Source organism: Dyadobacter beijingensis DSM 21582 (assembly GCF_000382205.1).
GTDB classification, from domain to species: Bacteria; Bacteroidota; Bacteroidia; order Cytophagales; family Spirosomataceae; genus Dyadobacter; species Dyadobacter beijingensis.
Genome location: NZ_KB907787.1, coordinates 1,446,178 through 1,460,781, shown reverse-complemented (window position 1 = coordinate 1,460,781; position 14,604 = coordinate 1,446,178). Strand labels below are relative to the sequence as shown.

At 51.4% G+C, this 14,604-nt stretch carries 15 protein-coding genes; 13 read left to right on the top strand and 2 right to left on the bottom strand.

What is annotated here, in order from left to right:
- Nucleotides 1–166 precede the first annotated feature (166 nt).
- Nucleotides 167–1,018 (bottom strand): hypothetical protein, encoded by an 852-nt coding sequence (locus H144_RS0113335; protein ID WP_019942571.1) that lies wholly within the window; start codon nt 1,016–1,018, stop codon nt 167–169.
- 127 nt (nt 1,019–1,145) lie between these two features.
- Between H144_RS0113335 and H144_RS0113330 the strand changes: the two genes are divergently transcribed.
- The 8 genes from H144_RS0113330 to H144_RS0113290 all read left to right on the top strand — a co-directional run bounded on the left by H144_RS0113330 (nt 1,146) and on the right by H144_RS0113290 (nt 10,264).
- Entirely contained in the window at nt 1,146–1,682 is a 537-nt protein-coding gene (locus H144_RS0113330) for a hypothetical protein (RefSeq protein WP_019942570.1), read from the top strand.
- 19 nt (nt 1,683–1,701) lie between these two features.
- The gene (locus H144_RS0113325) at nt 1,702–6,177 is read left to right on the top strand and encodes a phage tail tape measure protein (RefSeq protein ID WP_019942569.1); all 4,476 of its coding nucleotides are present in this window, start codon (nt 1,702–1,704) and stop codon (nt 6,175–6,177) included.
- Nucleotides 6,178–6,590: 413 nt separating this feature from the next.
- A complete protein-coding gene (locus H144_RS0113315; RefSeq protein WP_019942567.1) occupies nt 6,591–7,070 on the top strand; it encodes a hypothetical protein in 480 nt (159 codons plus the stop codon).
- 181 nt (nt 7,071–7,251) lie between these two features.
- Nucleotides 7,252–7,794: a hypothetical protein gene (locus H144_RS0113310; RefSeq protein ID WP_019942566.1), complete on the top strand. Its 543-nt coding sequence runs from the start codon at nt 7,252–7,254 to the stop codon at nt 7,792–7,794.
- A 13-nt stretch (nt 7,795–7,807) separates the two neighbouring features.
- The gene (locus H144_RS0113305; RefSeq protein WP_019942565.1) at nt 7,808–8,803 is read left to right on the top strand and encodes a hypothetical protein; all 996 of its coding nucleotides are present in this window, start codon (nt 7,808–7,810) and stop codon (nt 8,801–8,803) included.
- A gap of 11 nt (nt 8,804–8,814) precedes the next feature.
- Nucleotides 8,815–9,201 (top strand): hypothetical protein, encoded by a 387-nt coding sequence (locus tag H144_RS0113300; protein ID WP_019942564.1) that lies wholly within the window; start codon nt 8,815–8,817, stop codon nt 9,199–9,201.
- Nucleotides 9,202–9,579, top strand: coding sequence for a DUF1353 domain-containing protein (locus tag H144_RS31780; RefSeq protein ID WP_019942563.1), 378 nt, complete (start codon nt 9,202–9,204; stop codon nt 9,577–9,579).
- A 94-nt stretch (nt 9,580–9,673) separates the two neighbouring features.
- Nucleotides 9,674–10,264, top strand: coding sequence for a hypothetical protein (locus H144_RS0113290; protein WP_019942562.1), 591 nt, complete (start codon nt 9,674–9,676; stop codon nt 10,262–10,264).
- On the opposite strand, the gene H144_RS0113285 is transcribed toward H144_RS0113290, so the two are convergent.
- Nucleotides 10,239–11,084: a DUF6602 domain-containing protein gene (locus H144_RS0113285; protein WP_019942561.1), complete on the bottom strand. Its 846-nt coding sequence runs from the start codon at nt 11,082–11,084 to the stop codon at nt 10,239–10,241. The genes H144_RS0113290 and H144_RS0113285 overlap by 26 nt on opposite strands.
- A 96-nt stretch (nt 11,085–11,180) precedes the next feature.
- On the opposite strand from H144_RS0113285, the gene H144_RS0113280 reads away from it, so the two are divergent.
- From H144_RS0113280 to H144_RS34290, 5 genes are all read left to right on the top strand, one after another.
- Nucleotides 11,181–12,032, top strand: a complete 852-nt coding sequence (locus tag H144_RS0113280) for a S49 family peptidase (RefSeq protein ID WP_157504657.1) — start codon at nt 11,181–11,183, stop codon at nt 12,030–12,032.
- Nucleotides 12,033–12,054: 22 nt separating this feature from the next.
- Nucleotides 12,055–12,468 carry a hypothetical protein gene (locus H144_RS0113275; protein ID WP_019942559.1) on the top strand — a complete coding sequence of 138 codons (414 nt, stop codon included), beginning with the start codon at nt 12,055–12,057 and terminating at the stop codon, nt 12,466–12,468.
- An 88-nt stretch (nt 12,469–12,556) separates the two neighbouring features.
- Nucleotides 12,557–13,519 carry a hypothetical protein gene (locus H144_RS0113270; RefSeq protein WP_019942558.1) on the top strand — a complete coding sequence of 321 codons (963 nt, stop codon included), beginning with the start codon at nt 12,557–12,559 and terminating at the stop codon, nt 13,517–13,519.
- 99 nt (nt 13,520–13,618) lie between these two features.
- The gene (locus tag H144_RS0113265; RefSeq protein WP_157504655.1) at nt 13,619–14,323 is read left to right on the top strand and encodes a hypothetical protein; all 705 of its coding nucleotides are present in this window, start codon (nt 13,619–13,621) and stop codon (nt 14,321–14,323) included.
- A gap of 57 nt (nt 14,324–14,380) precedes the next feature.
- A complete protein-coding gene (locus tag H144_RS34290) occupies nt 14,381–14,557 on the top strand; it encodes a hypothetical protein (RefSeq protein ID WP_019942556.1) in 177 nt (58 codons plus the stop codon).
- Nucleotides 14,558–14,604 lie beyond the last annotated feature (47 nt).

Sequence of the window (14,604 nt, the reverse complement as noted above, 5' to 3'; positions counted from 1 at the left end):
CATCGGCCATTTCACTATGTAAGGAGACGGCCGCTCTGCGGACACGCACACTCTTACCTCCTTAAGAAGATCATTATTAACCAAGTAGATCTAAGAAACTTGATCTCTCACAGCTCAAAAGTTCAGAGATGATGAAAGTGGTCAAGTGCCTGCTAATTGGAGGATTCTATGGGAGCGGATTAAGTCGGGCTTTGCCTTCTTCGAAACGTTGCTTCATAGCTTCAGAATGCTCTATCGAATTTTCGATGTAAGAATCAAATTCATAATATTTAGCTGATTCAGAACGGTTAATTCTTTCACCATTAACAAAAATCTTAGGAGGCTCAAAAACAGGGAGATAGTCTTCAATGGAACAATTTGGAATAATCAAAACATAATGCCCTTTGCGCCATCGAACACCAATCTGATACCCACCGCCCCTTACCGGCTCCAATCTTAAGTTGCTTTTGTAGATCACTTCCCCAAAATTAGGTGGCAAAGTCAGCGGGCCAATTTTCGTTTGGAAACCTTTTTTGTACTGGTCAATAAGCGCGGTATACTCCACCTCATTTAGAGGCTGCCCCTGTGGTATTGGAGGCGGGAGAAGTTCGGGATCTTCAATGGTTACCTGTAAGTCATGGATCGGGAATTGATCATAATTTTTACAGTAGATCCAAATAGGATAGCGATCATGATCAAACGATTGAATTACCTGAATATTTATTACAGGAATACCATCACCTCCGTTGATTACATTAATCGTGTGTGTAGCTCTCGCAACCAAATCTTGATATTCCTTGACTCGCTGTTGCTCAGTTATTAATGCATCTTTGGCACCCAAAATATCCTTAATGAGGCCGATTACTGATCCAAGTATAGCAACTGCCGCAGCCAACAGCCCGTACATAAATGCATCTATTTTTTCGTCGGTATCAGGCTCAAATAGCAAATATGCTATACCAGCTGCGATTAAAGTACCCGCAATTTGAAGTCCATAAATAGCCCAAATAGGGAAGTTTTTAAATGAAGGCAATTTCATATGTCGATTATTCAAAATGATCTCATTCAAAGCTATCATTTACACCTGATTCCCGCTCAAACTCGTCCTTTCTCTTAGTTAACGGTCGCAAGAAATTAGCAACAGTCCAAAACACGCTAATTTTTAAATGGCCGAATCACTTATCGAAAACCCCGTTTTTGTGGAGATCCTGCGCCGGTACGTCCAACGTGCCGAGCAGGTTATTTCCCGCGAGGTGAGCGCCCAAGGGCTGGTACTCACCGGTGAAATGCTGAATTCCATCAAAGCCGCTGCCGTCGAAAAAGGCACCGGCTGGATTCAGGCAAATGTCTACTACGAAGCCCTGCTCCGGATCAAGGATCTAAAAACGCTCAACTACTCCCGAATGCCGCCACTTTCGGCGATGATCAAGTTTGTAGAGCAGGTCGGCGTCCAAAATTTCAAGTATACACCCGGCTACCCGCGCGGAGTTCAAAAGCTCGACCACCAGAGCCGCGTCGAGCGTATTGCGTGGGGTGTTCGCAATGTCTTCCGGCAGGAGCCAAACATTAAACGAGGCTACCGGGGGGTGTACAACGATCCATTAAAGAACCAGATCCTACCCCACTTTTTCACGGATCTGCGGCAGCACGCCGGGCTTACCGCCATGACCGAATTACGACTGCTTTTTACAGACACACGCTAACCGCCACAAGGCACACACTATGGAATTTACCGACACCGGCACCCTCCGTTTACGGATGGAAACCAACGATTTCGACAAGCAACAGGCCGAGCTGAATAATCAGGCCAAAGTCTACAAAAACGAATTAAAGGAAATCGAGAAGCAGCTGGGCAAAAACAGCGCCGAGTACAAAAAAACGAAAGCCGATTTGGACGCCGTCCGAAAGTCGCAGGAGGAACTTACCAAATCGCTGAAACAAATGGACACGTCGAAAATGACGTTCCAGCAGCTGCAAAACTATGTCAAACAGCTAAGTAAGGAGCTGAAAAGCATGGTTCCCGATAGCGCCCAGGCCAATGCCCAATTAAAGAAAATCGGGGAAGCCGAAGCCCAATTGAAGAAAGTCACCGATCAAGCGCGGAAGCTGCGCGAGGAAGCCGCAGGACTTGCAAAGCCGGGGCTTTGGTCGAGTATCAAAGACTACATGGCGAACGCCTTTTCGATCGCCGGGGTACAGATGCTGCTAGACTGGTTCCTGCGCTTCACCAAAAGCGCAGTCATGGGGGCGGCAGAAATCGACGACGCGTTCGGCGACGTGCGCAAAACTACCGGTATGACGACGCAGGAGGTGGTCGAACTGAATAAAGCGGTGCAGAAAATCGACACCAGAACCGCTCAAAAAGACCTGATGGATATTGCCAAAACGGGCGGGCAAATCGGGATCGCAAAAGAAGAAATGCTCGGTTTCGTCGAGTCGGTCGATAAAGCCGTCGTCGCGCTCGGTGACGAGTTTACGGGCGGCGCGGAAGAAGTCGCGGCCACAATGGGTACAATGTCGAAACTGTTCAAGGAAACGAAGGATCTGGAAGCGGGGAAAGCCATTAACGACATAGGCAGCGCCATTAATGAGCTGGGAGCCGCAGGATCTGCAACGGGGCCGGTAGTAGCTGATTTTACCACCCGGATCGGGCAGCTGGGAAAACTCGCGCCCGCTATTGATCAGACAATGGGATTAGGCGCGGCGCTGCAAGAGCTGGGCTTAACTGCCGAAATCGCAGCCGGTGGTCTGACGAATATCCTTTTGGGATCTACAAAAGCAACGGCTGAATATGCCAAGCAGATCGGGATCACAGAAAAGGAGTTCAAAAAGCTGGTCAACTCCGACCCGAACGAGGTTATTCTGCGCCTTGCACAGAGTTTCAAAGGCTTACCGACCGACGTGGTAGTAAAGCAAATGGACGCGCTGGGGATCAAATCGCAGGAGGCGACCAAAGTAATGATGCTGCTGTCGGATAAGACCGATATGGTGAAGGAAAAGCAGGCGCTCGCAAACAAAGCCATGAAGGAGGGCACCAGCTTAACCAACGAGTTCAACGTCAAAAACGAGACACGCATGGCGCAGCTCGAAAAGACCGGCAAGATGATTACCTGGCTCGCCGAGCAGCTGGGTAATTTTCTGATTCCCGCAGTCCTTCTGGTTACTACCGGCTTTATCGGTCTGGTCAAAGCGCTCGCCGCGATTCCCGAATTTGTCGTCGAAAACAAGGAAACATTTGTCGCGCTGGGCGTTGCAATCGTCTCGCTCAATGCCGCCAATATTGCCGCAGCTGCTTCGGCACTCGCACATGCTGCGATCGAGAAAGGCCGTGCGATCGCTACCCAATCCGTCACCGCAGCACAATGGCTTTTGAACGCTGCCATGACCGCCAACCCGATCGGGCTAGTCGTCGCCGCCATTTCTGCGCTCGTGGGCGGCTTCATGGTCTGGTACAACCATTCCGAGAAGGTTCGCGCCGGGGTATCGGGCTTAATGGCTGGCTTAAAAGAAGCTGCCGGGGTCGTCGCGCAATTCGTAAAAGCATTTTTGACGCTGGATATTGCGGGCATGGCCGACGTAATGATGAACGGCGGCAAGAGGGTCGGCGACGCGTTCACGAGGGGCTACAACGACAAATTAAAGGAGGAATCCGGCAAGGTTGTCGCCCAACACAAAACCACCGTCGATAAAAAGGTTGATCTCACCCGAAAAGGAGCAAAAGCCGCAGCTGACGCCGAAATCGCTGCCGCCACCGGTGCAGCCGGCACGATCACAGCGAAGGAGCAGTCCGCGCTCGACAAACGCAAAAAAGCGAAGGAGAAGCAGCTGCAAGAATTCCGGGACGCCGAAGACAAGTACGACGAGCTGGTGCGCAAAGACCGGGAAAAAGCCCTCGAATTAATTTCCCAAATGGAGGCCGAAAATGAGCGCAGCAACGCGACCACCTCGCTGGAAATCGAAGAGAGCAAGATCCGAGAGAAAGCCCGCAAGCGCATAAAAGACATCGAGGAGTCAAAAGCCGATGAAGCCCTGAAATTGAAGGTCGTCGAGTCCATTAACCGCAATTCGGAGGAAGCGCTGGACAAGGTACGCCGGGATTACCGCGACAAACGGATCAAGGAAGAGCAGGAAGCCGCGCAAAAGCGTCTGGAAGCGGAAAACTTCGTGCGCGAGCAGGAAAAAGGGGCAGAAATGACGCTGCTCGAATGGCGCGAAATGCAGGCCAAAGGAAACGCTCAAAAGCTCGCAGCCGTCCACAAAGACCGCGTCGACGTCGAGCTGCGCCTTACGCAGCAAAAGCTCGAAGCTGAAATGATGGCCGAAAGCCAGAAAGCCGTTCGGACGATCACCGACACCGAGCAACTGGCCACCGCTTTAAATGCGATCGAAGAGCGGTACAACATTGCCAGCGTCATGGCGAACAAGAAAGCTGCGGACGAAAAGCTCGCGATCGATCGGGATCTGCACGAGCAGAAAGCAGCCACGTTGAAAAACTATTCGGATATGTTCAGCTCGCTTTTGCAGGGTGACATTTCCGGGTTTATGAACGCGGCGAGCACGATGGTTAAAGGCCACCAGACCGCATGGCAGCAAAAGCTCGCAGCAGATCAAGCGAGCTACGAGCAGGCCGGTCAAATGGCACAAACCGCCGTCAACTTTTTGAATGATCTCGCCCAGCGTAAAGCCGAGAAAGCGATCGCGGAAGCGAACCGCGAGCGGGACGAAAAGGTCGCCATTCTCAATGCCGAGCTGGCCACCACCGAGGCAATGATCAAACAGTCGTCGGAAAACATCAAAGCCACCAAAGAGGCCGAACAAAACCGCCTTGCCGAGCTACAGAGGATCTTAACCTCGGAGACAACCAACGAGGAACAAAAACGCGACGCCCTACACAAATTCTACTCGCAGCAGCTGCAAGACATGAAAGCCGCCGAAGAGCAGAAAATTATGGACATGCAGAAAATGGCGAACGAGGCAAAAACCGCCGACGAGCGTGCCGCGATGGAAGAAAAAATCCGCATGGCCACAAAGGAGAGCGAGGAAAAGATCCGGCTCGCAGAAGAAGAAGCCGAAGCCAAAGCCACCATGATCGACGAGCTGGCCGAATTTACCGCCGACGTGAATGCCGAAGTCTTGAAGGATGCGGAAAAGTCGAGCGACAAACAGGTCAAAATGGCCGAAGACGAAGCAGAAAAGAAAGCCGAGATCAAGGAGCAGCTGGAAGACCTGATCGCGACGGAAAATCAAAAAGCCCGAACGAAGGAAGCCGCCGAAAAGAAGAAAGCGTGGCAGGCGCAAAAGAAAGCCGACATCGCGGCGGCACTGATCACCGGGGCGCTGGCCGTACTGAAAGCCCTCGCCAACTTTTTCCCTTTGAACATCGTACTGGCGGCGGTTGCAGCAGTAGCTACGGGGGTACAGATCGCCAAGATCAAGAGCCAGCCGGAGCCGTCTTTCGCGCATGGTGGAACGCTCGGTTTTGTAGCGCAGGGAGGTAAACATGGCAGCATTTACGGAACGGGCGGGATCGCGCTCGTCGATCGCAGGACACAGCGCGAAGTGGGCGAAATGGAAGGCGACGAAGCGATTATTTCAGCCAAGCAAACGGCGGCGAATTGGCCGGTAATTCAGCAAATGTTCAAGAATGCCCGCACGGCGGGGAAAACCGACTCGCCGGTGCTACCGATGGCCTCCGGAGCGACGCCGATGGCGTTCCGGGACGGCGGCAAATTCGAGTCGCCATATTGGGAAAAGGGAATGTACCTTTTCGGCTCCAAAAAGAAGAAAGAAGCCGAAGCAGCAGCCAAGCAAGCCGAGCAGGAAGCAGCCGCCGCGCAGGCCGAAGCCGATGCCGCTATGGCCGACGCTATGGGCGGGGTCGACGCCGACACCAGCGCATACAACGGGATCGACGCCACAGATCCCGCGACGATGGGCGACACAGCAGGCGCTTCGGCAGCGCACGCGGAAGCGAAAAAGCAGGGCGAAATGCAGCTGAAAGCTATTCAGGACATTCTCGCGGCCACACTCGATAACGGCGAAACGCTCACGCGGGCGGTTTCCGCACTCGGTGAAGTCAAACAGGCCGTGAACGGGGTCGAAGGAGCCGTGCGCAACGTGGAAGGCGCGGTACATTCAACCAACACCCAGGGCAAATTTGATCAGCTGATCGGGGCAATTTCCAATTTAGCGGCGTAAAGAATTGAAGTTGTCGTCCAATGCGACGACTTCAATTTAAAAGGTATCAAATATCTCGAAGGAATAATACAGTGCACACAATCGCAGCTAGCAGCCAAATAATTGAACCTATGAGATTATTCGCTATGCTCACGTTCTTCTTGCCGAAAAGCAATGCCATAAGGGCGTCGTTGTCCGGCATTGTTCCGGTTTTCTGAGATCCACGTTTGATAAAAGACATTAGGCAATTAACAGATGTATAATAGCATACAGCCGCAACGAAAAAGTACAAAGCCGTTTCTAGTTTAATCACGTGTTCAATCTGGATAGAGTTTCAAAAATTGTACGCAAGTTCCTTTCACAAGATTTGATAATTAATGAATTTTTACTAATTTTAGTTTCATCAAATAAATATTTTAGGCTAGACTAAATACATGAAAAAGACCATCCTGATCGACCTCCCTATCCACGTTAAAAAGTTCTTCATGGTTGAATACGGCGGCTATAAAGCCAAAAATGGAATCGATCAGATCGATGTCAAAAAGTTTAGCGAGCTGGGGAACATGGTAACGGCTGTCAGTCGACCGATCCCGTGGACGCAAAAAATCGAGCGGCCACAAGGAGACGGCGTGGTCGCTATAACCTACTATTCACACACGTTGAGCCATGAGGTTTCAAACGACCGGCTCGCAATGATCGCAAAAGGCATGGATCACATTTTCCGTAGGAGCCTGATCGCTTACGTTTCCGCACTTCACGATCTTTTAGGAGGCGATTACAGTCCGCACGTGAATTCGTTCTTGGAGATCTACGGCATTCAGCGGGACGTCGACGTCGAGTTCGAAACTTTACGTAAGATTTACCGCGACCGGATCGACCGAGTAAACCGTCAAAGAAAAAAAAGTTACGCGTAAAAAGTCCGGCTACACGGCGTTTTGTCCGGGAGCCGTGCTTTTCGTCCGACTGCCGCGTAAAAAGTCCGGGCGCAAATAATAGAAAAAGCCTCAATGCTGCGAGTATTGAGGCTTTTTTGTTTTCAAATCCTTCAATTTTACGTCCTTTCTCGAAGGGGTTTAAACCGCTAATTTTCGCCCCATGTTTGGAAATTTGGAAAGTATCGGCGTCAAATGTGGGCCAGTCGCGACCGGCTGGCTCACTCACTTATATCTGATCGGCTGCGACAGCGTGGCATTCGACGTTTACCCGGATCAGCAACTCACCACCGCAAATCCTCTGTGGCTCTCCGGGGCAAAGGTTGTCAGCGAAATAAAACTGCGGGCAAAGACTGCTACGTTTTCGGAAGGGTTGCAGACAAGCCCAGCTGGCGCTTCATATAACCCACAGATTTCGGTACCAATCCCGAGCCTTGCTTCCGAAATCGTCGAATGGGTTTACCGGAACCAGAACCGCAGGTTTATCGCCATTTTCCGCGACACGGCGGGCTTTTGCTACATGGCTGGTACGAAAAGCAACGGACTAAGGCTTTCGTGGGCGAGATCCGTATCGCAGACCAATGCACAGCAGCTTTCCGTTTCCGGCTCCAATTGGCATCCTGCCCTATGGATCGGAAGCATCGATCCGGAAGTACTTTTCCCATCAAAAGAGTTCGATTACAGTTTCGACAATAGTTTCTCTTAAACAATCTCACACTATGCCTTGGAATCCCCCCACCGCCGAAATCGAGGGTATTATCGACGGAAATCTCAAAAGCTCGCCTCCCGCCCCACCTCAAACCAACACCGCCGCCGTCGTTCGCTCTATGCTTAAAAGCATGTGGGGAGCGATGGCGACTGGCGTATCTGCTGCCGTCGCGAGCGTCGACGCGGGCACAGCCGGGATGATCGCCCGGAGCCTAAGCGTCAGTATGGATATTAATGTGCGCGGCGACGTCGGAGACGATAGCCGTTCCGGAATCGACAACGGCACCACCGCAACCGGTGCAGTAAAGACGCTCGCACGTGTTGCTGCATTGGCTTCCGGTAAATGTCATTCACTTAGTATCCTGATCAATTCGGGTAATGTTATTGTGGATGCCGATGTCTCATTCAACGTGCCCGAAATTTTCATCCACGTAAAAACAGGAGCGACCCTAACGGTTAAAAAGCGAACAATTACCGATAGTAACAGCGTAGTAGTCGGCGAAGGCAATTACCGGATCGTCATGCAATGCAATAATGCAAATATCCGGGTGAATGGTTCGGTGATTGTCGAAGGCGGCACCGGAACGAGCGGGCTGGGCGATCAATTCTTTTACCGGTGGTATCAGGGAGCCTTCACCGTTACGACGCCCGCATTTATGAAGGCAGGCAACCGGTACCAATCGCTGAACGTCTTTGTGGAAAGCGCTACCGTAACGGTCGGCGACAATGCCTATTTTGCCAATTACGGGGGCGCGGGACTAAACCCCAATGAGGGAGCCCCGTCGAGACTCGCCATTTACAGCCGGACTACAACGAACGGCACATTTACGCTCGGTACGGGTGCTACCGAGTCGACGCTCGTCGGCGATCGGACACTGATCAGAACCTTCACCCCTACCAGCAGCACCGACGCAAGGGTTTCCGAAGGGGAGCTGGTCGCCGACTCTACATTCCTTTACCAAAAGCGTAGCGGGGTAATCAAAAAAATCGCCTGGACAACATTTTAATTTTTCATACCATGCCAAACCTCCAACGTATCGCGATCAGCTCTTCACCGGGCTATCCCGACGTAGTTCGTCAAATCGTAGTCGTAGGGCGAAACGAAGACTACCAGAACGAATCCGTGACGCTGATCTGCATGATCGAACACTTCGACGGGACGGGCTACCGCCTTAATTCATTCCGCGCGATCGAGCGCGAGCCGTTCCTGCTCATGGCAGACAACAGCAGCAAAGTGAACCCCGAAAACGGTGCGCTTGTATTCCCTGATCAATCCGGCAACTACCCGGAAGGATCTGTCGGCCAGTACGACTGGCTGAAAGCCGCAGTCGAGAACGGGGCAAATCCGTTTACCATCGCGACCGGTGCCGTCATGGAAGCCGACGCGTTAAAGCGCTTTAACTAAATGACGCAGTACCCCGATATTCGCCTGCGCAAAAGTCCAGACCGGTTTAACTGGTGGGAAGTCGTCGAAGACTGTGCGGTCGAATCCAAATTACCCGGCATGGTGATCCCTGCCGGGTACCGCACCGACTTTGCCACTATCCCGCGCCTGCTCTGGCCACTAATGCCGCCACATGGCAGGATGGCAAACGCTGCGATCGCCCACGACTACGCATACGACAGCCGGCTCGGAGAAGCCGAATTCGGCGAAAAAGCCGCGCGGCTCCGTGCCGATGTCGAGTTCGCCCTGCGATGCCTCGAAGACGGCGTACCCGACTGGCAAATGTCGATCGCGTACATTTTTGTACGGCTTTTCGGGCGAAAATGGTGGCGTAATTAAATAATTGGTTGAACACAACTTACAGCCCGGAGTGGCGACTCCCGGTCGCAGAGCTACCGGGCTGTTTATTAAACTACTTTAACAACCTCACACGATGTGCAATACGCTTATTGGACTACAACACAAATGCCAGGGCGCAAACGTGGGCGGCGCTCGCAGGCTCTACATGATCTACGCCCGCGATCTGGAACGCGAATTCCTGACTTATGAGCTGGCCATGCAGTACGGCAGCTTTTCGGGCGGTATCCCATTAAAGCCCGGTAAGGGAATTGTCGAAATCGAAGCATGGTTCGATTCTACCAAGTTTGATAGCGAAATGAAGATCGGCGCGGGCTTTACCCACGCACTCGAATTCAAGCATTTGGGATACGAAGACGACGTGGTTCGCCTCATGGCGATCTTGAAAGACTACCCGGTTAATGTGATCGTCGAAGGCAACGACGGGCTAAAATACTGGCTCGGACAAAAGCACGTGCCGCTGCTTTTCGACGTAAAGGCAGTGCTCCCCGAAAAAGGTACCGGTCGCAAGGAAGTCACTTTTACGGCCAAACAGGACGGGCTAAGTATCCCCCCGATCCCGCTCGGAGAGGTCTTTTTCGAATGGCTTCCGGACTGGACGTTTCAGGAATATCTCGACGTCGTAAATCGCGAGTTCGACATTAGCTTTGAAATGGGCTTTGCTTAGGCAACGGCCACGTCTTTACATTAAAGTCTTGAAGATTTAGTAAGTATTTAATCAGTATTGACTCAGCCAGTTGCATAAAAGCAGCTGGAAGACTCAAAAAGTGAATGATAAACATTGCTAAATTCTCAGCACGAGTTTTACCCTCAAAATGGAATAGTGTACGACTAGCAAATTCTTGATTAATTCGTAACAGATGTCGTGAAAATGGAGTATGTGCCATATCTGGTGAAATCACAAAAAGTCCATTATCAAGAGTAAATATTAGATCGGGATAGTCATAAATGGTGAACTCTCCGGTAGCAATCTTTTCACACAAATAGTTAGCAGTATCAGCAGGAGCCATTGACTTAGCGGAAAAAATTACGCTCGGAATTCGCTTCTGAAACTCCTTATAAGGCTGAATATCTGCTTCCGGGATCTCAAGGCGCTGAACTGGTCTCTGTAATGCTTTGACGCTTTTACATTGATTTAATCCGCGTAAAAACTCTGCCTTGTTGTGAATATCTGGTTTGATCTCAACAGCTGCATATACACCTTCGGCGAGAATTATCTTCCGTTTGGGTGTTAACAGATCCGGATGATTAGGAGCCAACACCACACAATCAATGCTTTGTGAGGCATCGGTCTGACTAAATATATGCCCCTTCGCAATTCGGTAGTCATAAGTCAAATATGATTTAATAAAATCCTGAACCGAGACTTCCTTTTTGTCGCCTGTACTGTAACGATCTACTTTAAATGCTTCCTCTGTCGGACTGAAAATCAATTCAAGCTGTTGCAAATTCTCTATTAAGCTGGCATAGACTGCATTGTTCCCCATAAATTACCGTTGCTAAATATTTTTTAACTAAAAATCCAGTCCTTTCTCGACACTTTCCAAGATAGGAGTTTTGCAACACAAATTAAACTTTCAATTGTGAACGCAGAAACCTTATCAGGGCTTTGGTACATCGACGAGCTGTACGCGGGCAGGATGCGAAACATAATCCTGCCACGCATACACGCCGGTTTCGATCCCATCCCTTCGACAATGAGAATCGCGGCGGGCATTCCGATCTACGATCAAGAGGAAAACTTCGACCCGGTCGCGTGGACGCTAAACAAGGCGCTTAAAGCAGGTTCTGACGGCGTGGCGGTTCTTTCGTTAAATGGTGCCATGAGCCGATTCGGCGTCTGCGGCACAGGCGGTAACGAGTTTATGGCGCAAGTGATCGAGCGGGCAAATATCGAGCCGGAAATTAAGGCGCTCGTCATTTCCGCACACACGCCGGGCGGTACCGTCGACAGTACAGAGCTGGTCGCGAATGCGATCCGCGATTCCCGCAAAAAGGTCGTCGGCTATGTAAACGGGCTATGTGCCAGCGCCGGAGTTTTTGCATTGAGCCAAGCCGATGAAATGGTCATGGAAAATTCTGTTTCCGCAGAAATCGGCAGTATCGGCGTGCTAATGGTTTATGTGAACCAGAAGAAAGCGATGGAAAACGAGGGCTACGAGGTCGAGATTTTCCGCGCTGACGGCTCAGAAGACAAAGCGCGACTGAATGCCTACGAGCCGCTGACCGAAGAGCTACGCGCCGAAATTCAGCAGGATCTCAACGACGCCCGCAAAGCATTTGTCGGATACGTTCGAAGGGGCAGGGCTGGAAGGCTGAAATCCGACGAAGTATTCAGCGCCAAAATGTACAAGAGCAAACAGGCGCTGTCGCTCGGACTCGTCGACCGGCTCGGAACGCTCGCCGACGCGATCAAGGCGGCAAAAAAATCGTAATTAATTCTTAATCACTGTACACATGAGCAAAACTATCGCCGGGGCTATCGCCTCATTTTTCGGGCGCTCCGGAATTGCGATTTCGGAAAAACTCTCGACGGAAGAGTTTAATCAATTTGCCGAAGACGCGGCAGAACTCGACGCCAAACTCAACGACCCCGCTGCAACACAGCTGGCCGCAGATCTCAAAGCCGCAAACGACAAAGTCGCCGAGCTGACCGGGCAGCTTACCGAAGCCGCGACGGCACAAACCCAATTGAAAGAGCAGGTCGCCACCCTCACTGGCGAGCGCGACAAGTACAAAGCGCAGCATGAAAGAGCTGCCGAAGCCGGAACCGGCACGCCCAAAGAAGACGCAAACAGTCGGGGCAAATCGGAAATGGCTTCGTACAACGCTCACGCGCTGGAAGTCTACACAAAGGCTAACGGCAAGTAGCAAACGTTAGGCCGTGCCGGGAGAATCGACCCGGCAGGCTTAACCCTTTTTTCGTATTTCTTTTTTCCACTATACCTACACTTTGGCTATGCCTGCAATTGATTTTAACAATTTCCATGAAGAGCTAATGCGCACCACCCAGGGCGGCGGCGCAGTCATTCAAGAATCGATTATGTACGGCGCGGAAACGCTCGGTCGTGACTTCACCGTCGTACAGAGCCGCGACAAAACCGCGCTACTCTCGCTTTCTGTGAAAGACGGCTGGAAACCTGCTTCGGACAACTTTACAGGCCAGAACGTGTTGAGCGCAAAAAGCCGTATCGTTTCGTTCCGCGAAGGCGACATCGACATCGAGTTTACCCTTAGCGACATTAAGAAAGCGTACCAGAGCTATCTGGGCTGGTTGAAAACGCCGGGGCTTTCGCTCAATGAAGTGAACCAGACGCCGTTCGAGCTGTTTTTCCTTCGTTACATTGTCGGCAAGCACTTCGAATTCCTTCGCCTGAAAACCGCATGGCGTGGTGTTTACAATGCAGCAGGATCTGGCGCGGCGTCCCTGACTGACGGTTTCCTTACCAAGTTTATTGCCGAATCGCAGGTCGGCGGCGACATTGCATCCAGCCACATTTTCGACGGTAGCGCCCTTACCGATGCGAACGCTTATGCGCAGTTTAACGGAGTGGCCGAGCTGCTGGCATCCACAGACGAAAACCTGCTCCACCAAGAGCTGGGCGTCTACTGCTCTCGCGTTGCGTATGATAAGTACCGTCGCAACCGTCAGACCAAGTTCCCGAACCACGTCGGCCCGGCTGACCGCCCCGACACGCTCGACGACTATTCAAACATGAAGTTCGTCGTCGATCCGGGTCTAAATGGTTCCGACGCAATCACGATCACCCCGCCACAGAACCTTTTGTTTGTGTGCAACGAAGACCCGACCGTCTTCACGATCAACGTAGTTAAGGCGATCAAGAGCTACCAGATCACGATCCGCGCCTCGCTCGACTTCGATTTCGCTACCGGAGACTGGATTTTCCGAAACGACCTGTAAACCCATCCCCTCCAATTGGCTACCGGGCACAAGCTCGAACTGCGCGTCCCGGTAGCCTGCTTCAATTCCGTATCAATTCAAAAACACACTTTTTTCTTTATGAAAAGCCTCTTAAAATTTGGTTTTATTGCTTCCGTGGTCGCTCTGGCCGCGCTGATCACACACTCGACCGGCAACGCGATCGCCGGTTTCGCCGCTGCCGCCGTTCTTACCGGACTGGTAGAACGCTTCACAAACTTTACAATCCTTCCAGAAGGTTCCGGGGCATTCTGCACCCCGTTGGTTGGTTTAAAGCGCAAATGCCAAACCCCCACAATGGGCGGTGCAAAGCGTTTGTACCTGATCCTGACCGAAGACCTGCAATCGGAGTTTTTGACGTACGACATCGCCAAAACTGCTGGTGAATTCGCCGGGCCGATTCCCTACGTAACGGGCAAAAAGTTTATCGAAATCGAAGCATGGTACGACACTACCAAATTCGATACTGAAATGAAGCTGGGCGCAGGTTTTACGCAATCCGTCGAGTTTAAAGTTATCGGCTACGATAAGGACATCGTCAAAATGCAGACCCTGCTCTACGAAGCGCCGGTGAACGTGGTCGTTCAAGGTAACGACGACAAACTCTACTGGATCGGCCAGAAGTACATCCCGATGATGTTCGAGACAAAGGCAGTGCTCCCCGAAAAAGGTACAGCTCGCAAGGAGGTCACTTTTACCGCGAAACAGGACGGTATGCAGGTACCTATTTTCCCGCTCGCTTCAACGATCACGCTCGACGTGACCGCTCTACCGACCGGTGCCTAATTAATCGATTTCTCCACTACTCCCCTGACCGGTTCAGGGGAGTGCATTTTCTTAATTATGCTTTCTTTCAAATCCGAAGACAAAACGCTTTTAATCTGGATCAACGGCAACACCAAATTGCCCGAATCCCTCACACAGGAAGAGCTGGCGCAGCTTAAAGAAAACGGCGACCAGCGCGTCATTGATCAGCCGGAAACGCCCGTAAAAGGCAAGCAGGCCGCAGCCCAGGCTTAAAAGCACCCCCCCGACGCCACCTTCCAAAATCCCGATTTTTTTTATCA

What these genes read in the sequence shown, in the direction of transcription:
- H144_RS0113325 (WP_019942569.1), top strand. Translation starts at nt 1,702, where the DNA reads ATGGAATTTACCGACACCGGCACCCTCCGTTTACGGATGGAAACCAAC.
- H144_RS0113270 (WP_019942558.1), top strand. Translation starts at nt 12,557, where the DNA reads ATGCCTGCAATTGATTTTAACAATTTCCATGAAGAGCTAATGCGCACC.
- H144_RS0113290 (WP_019942562.1), top strand. Translation starts at nt 9,674, where the DNA reads ATGTGCAATACGCTTATTGGACTACAACACAAATGCCAGGGCGCAAAC.
- H144_RS0113300 (WP_019942564.1), top strand. Translation starts at nt 8,815, where the DNA reads ATGCCAAACCTCCAACGTATCGCGATCAGCTCTTCACCGGGCTATCCC.
- H144_RS0113310 (WP_019942566.1), top strand. Translation starts at nt 7,252, where the DNA reads ATGTTTGGAAATTTGGAAAGTATCGGCGTCAAATGTGGGCCAGTCGCG.
- H144_RS0113330 (WP_019942570.1), top strand. Translation starts at nt 1,146, where the DNA reads ATGGCCGAATCACTTATCGAAAACCCCGTTTTTGTGGAGATCCTGCGC.
- H144_RS34290 (WP_019942556.1), top strand. Translation starts at nt 14,381, where the DNA reads ATGCTTTCTTTCAAATCCGAAGACAAAACGCTTTTAATCTGGATCAAC.
- H144_RS0113265 (WP_157504655.1), top strand. Translation starts at nt 13,619, where the DNA reads ATGAAAAGCCTCTTAAAATTTGGTTTTATTGCTTCCGTGGTCGCTCTG.
- H144_RS31780 (WP_019942563.1), top strand. Translation starts at nt 9,202, where the DNA reads ATGACGCAGTACCCCGATATTCGCCTGCGCAAAAGTCCAGACCGGTTT.
- H144_RS0113335 (WP_019942571.1), bottom strand. Translation starts at nt 1,018, where the DNA reads ATGAAATTGCCTTCATTTAAAAACTTCCCTATTTGGGCTATTTATGGA.
- H144_RS0113315 (WP_019942567.1), top strand. Translation starts at nt 6,591, where the DNA reads ATGAAAAAGACCATCCTGATCGACCTCCCTATCCACGTTAAAAAGTTC.
- H144_RS0113285 (WP_019942561.1), bottom strand. Translation starts at nt 11,084, where the DNA reads ATGGGGAACAATGCAGTCTATGCCAGCTTAATAGAGAATTTGCAACAG.
- H144_RS0113275 (WP_019942559.1), top strand. Translation starts at nt 12,055, where the DNA reads ATGAGCAAAACTATCGCCGGGGCTATCGCCTCATTTTTCGGGCGCTCC.
- H144_RS0113305 (WP_019942565.1), top strand. Translation starts at nt 7,808, where the DNA reads ATGCCTTGGAATCCCCCCACCGCCGAAATCGAGGGTATTATCGACGGA.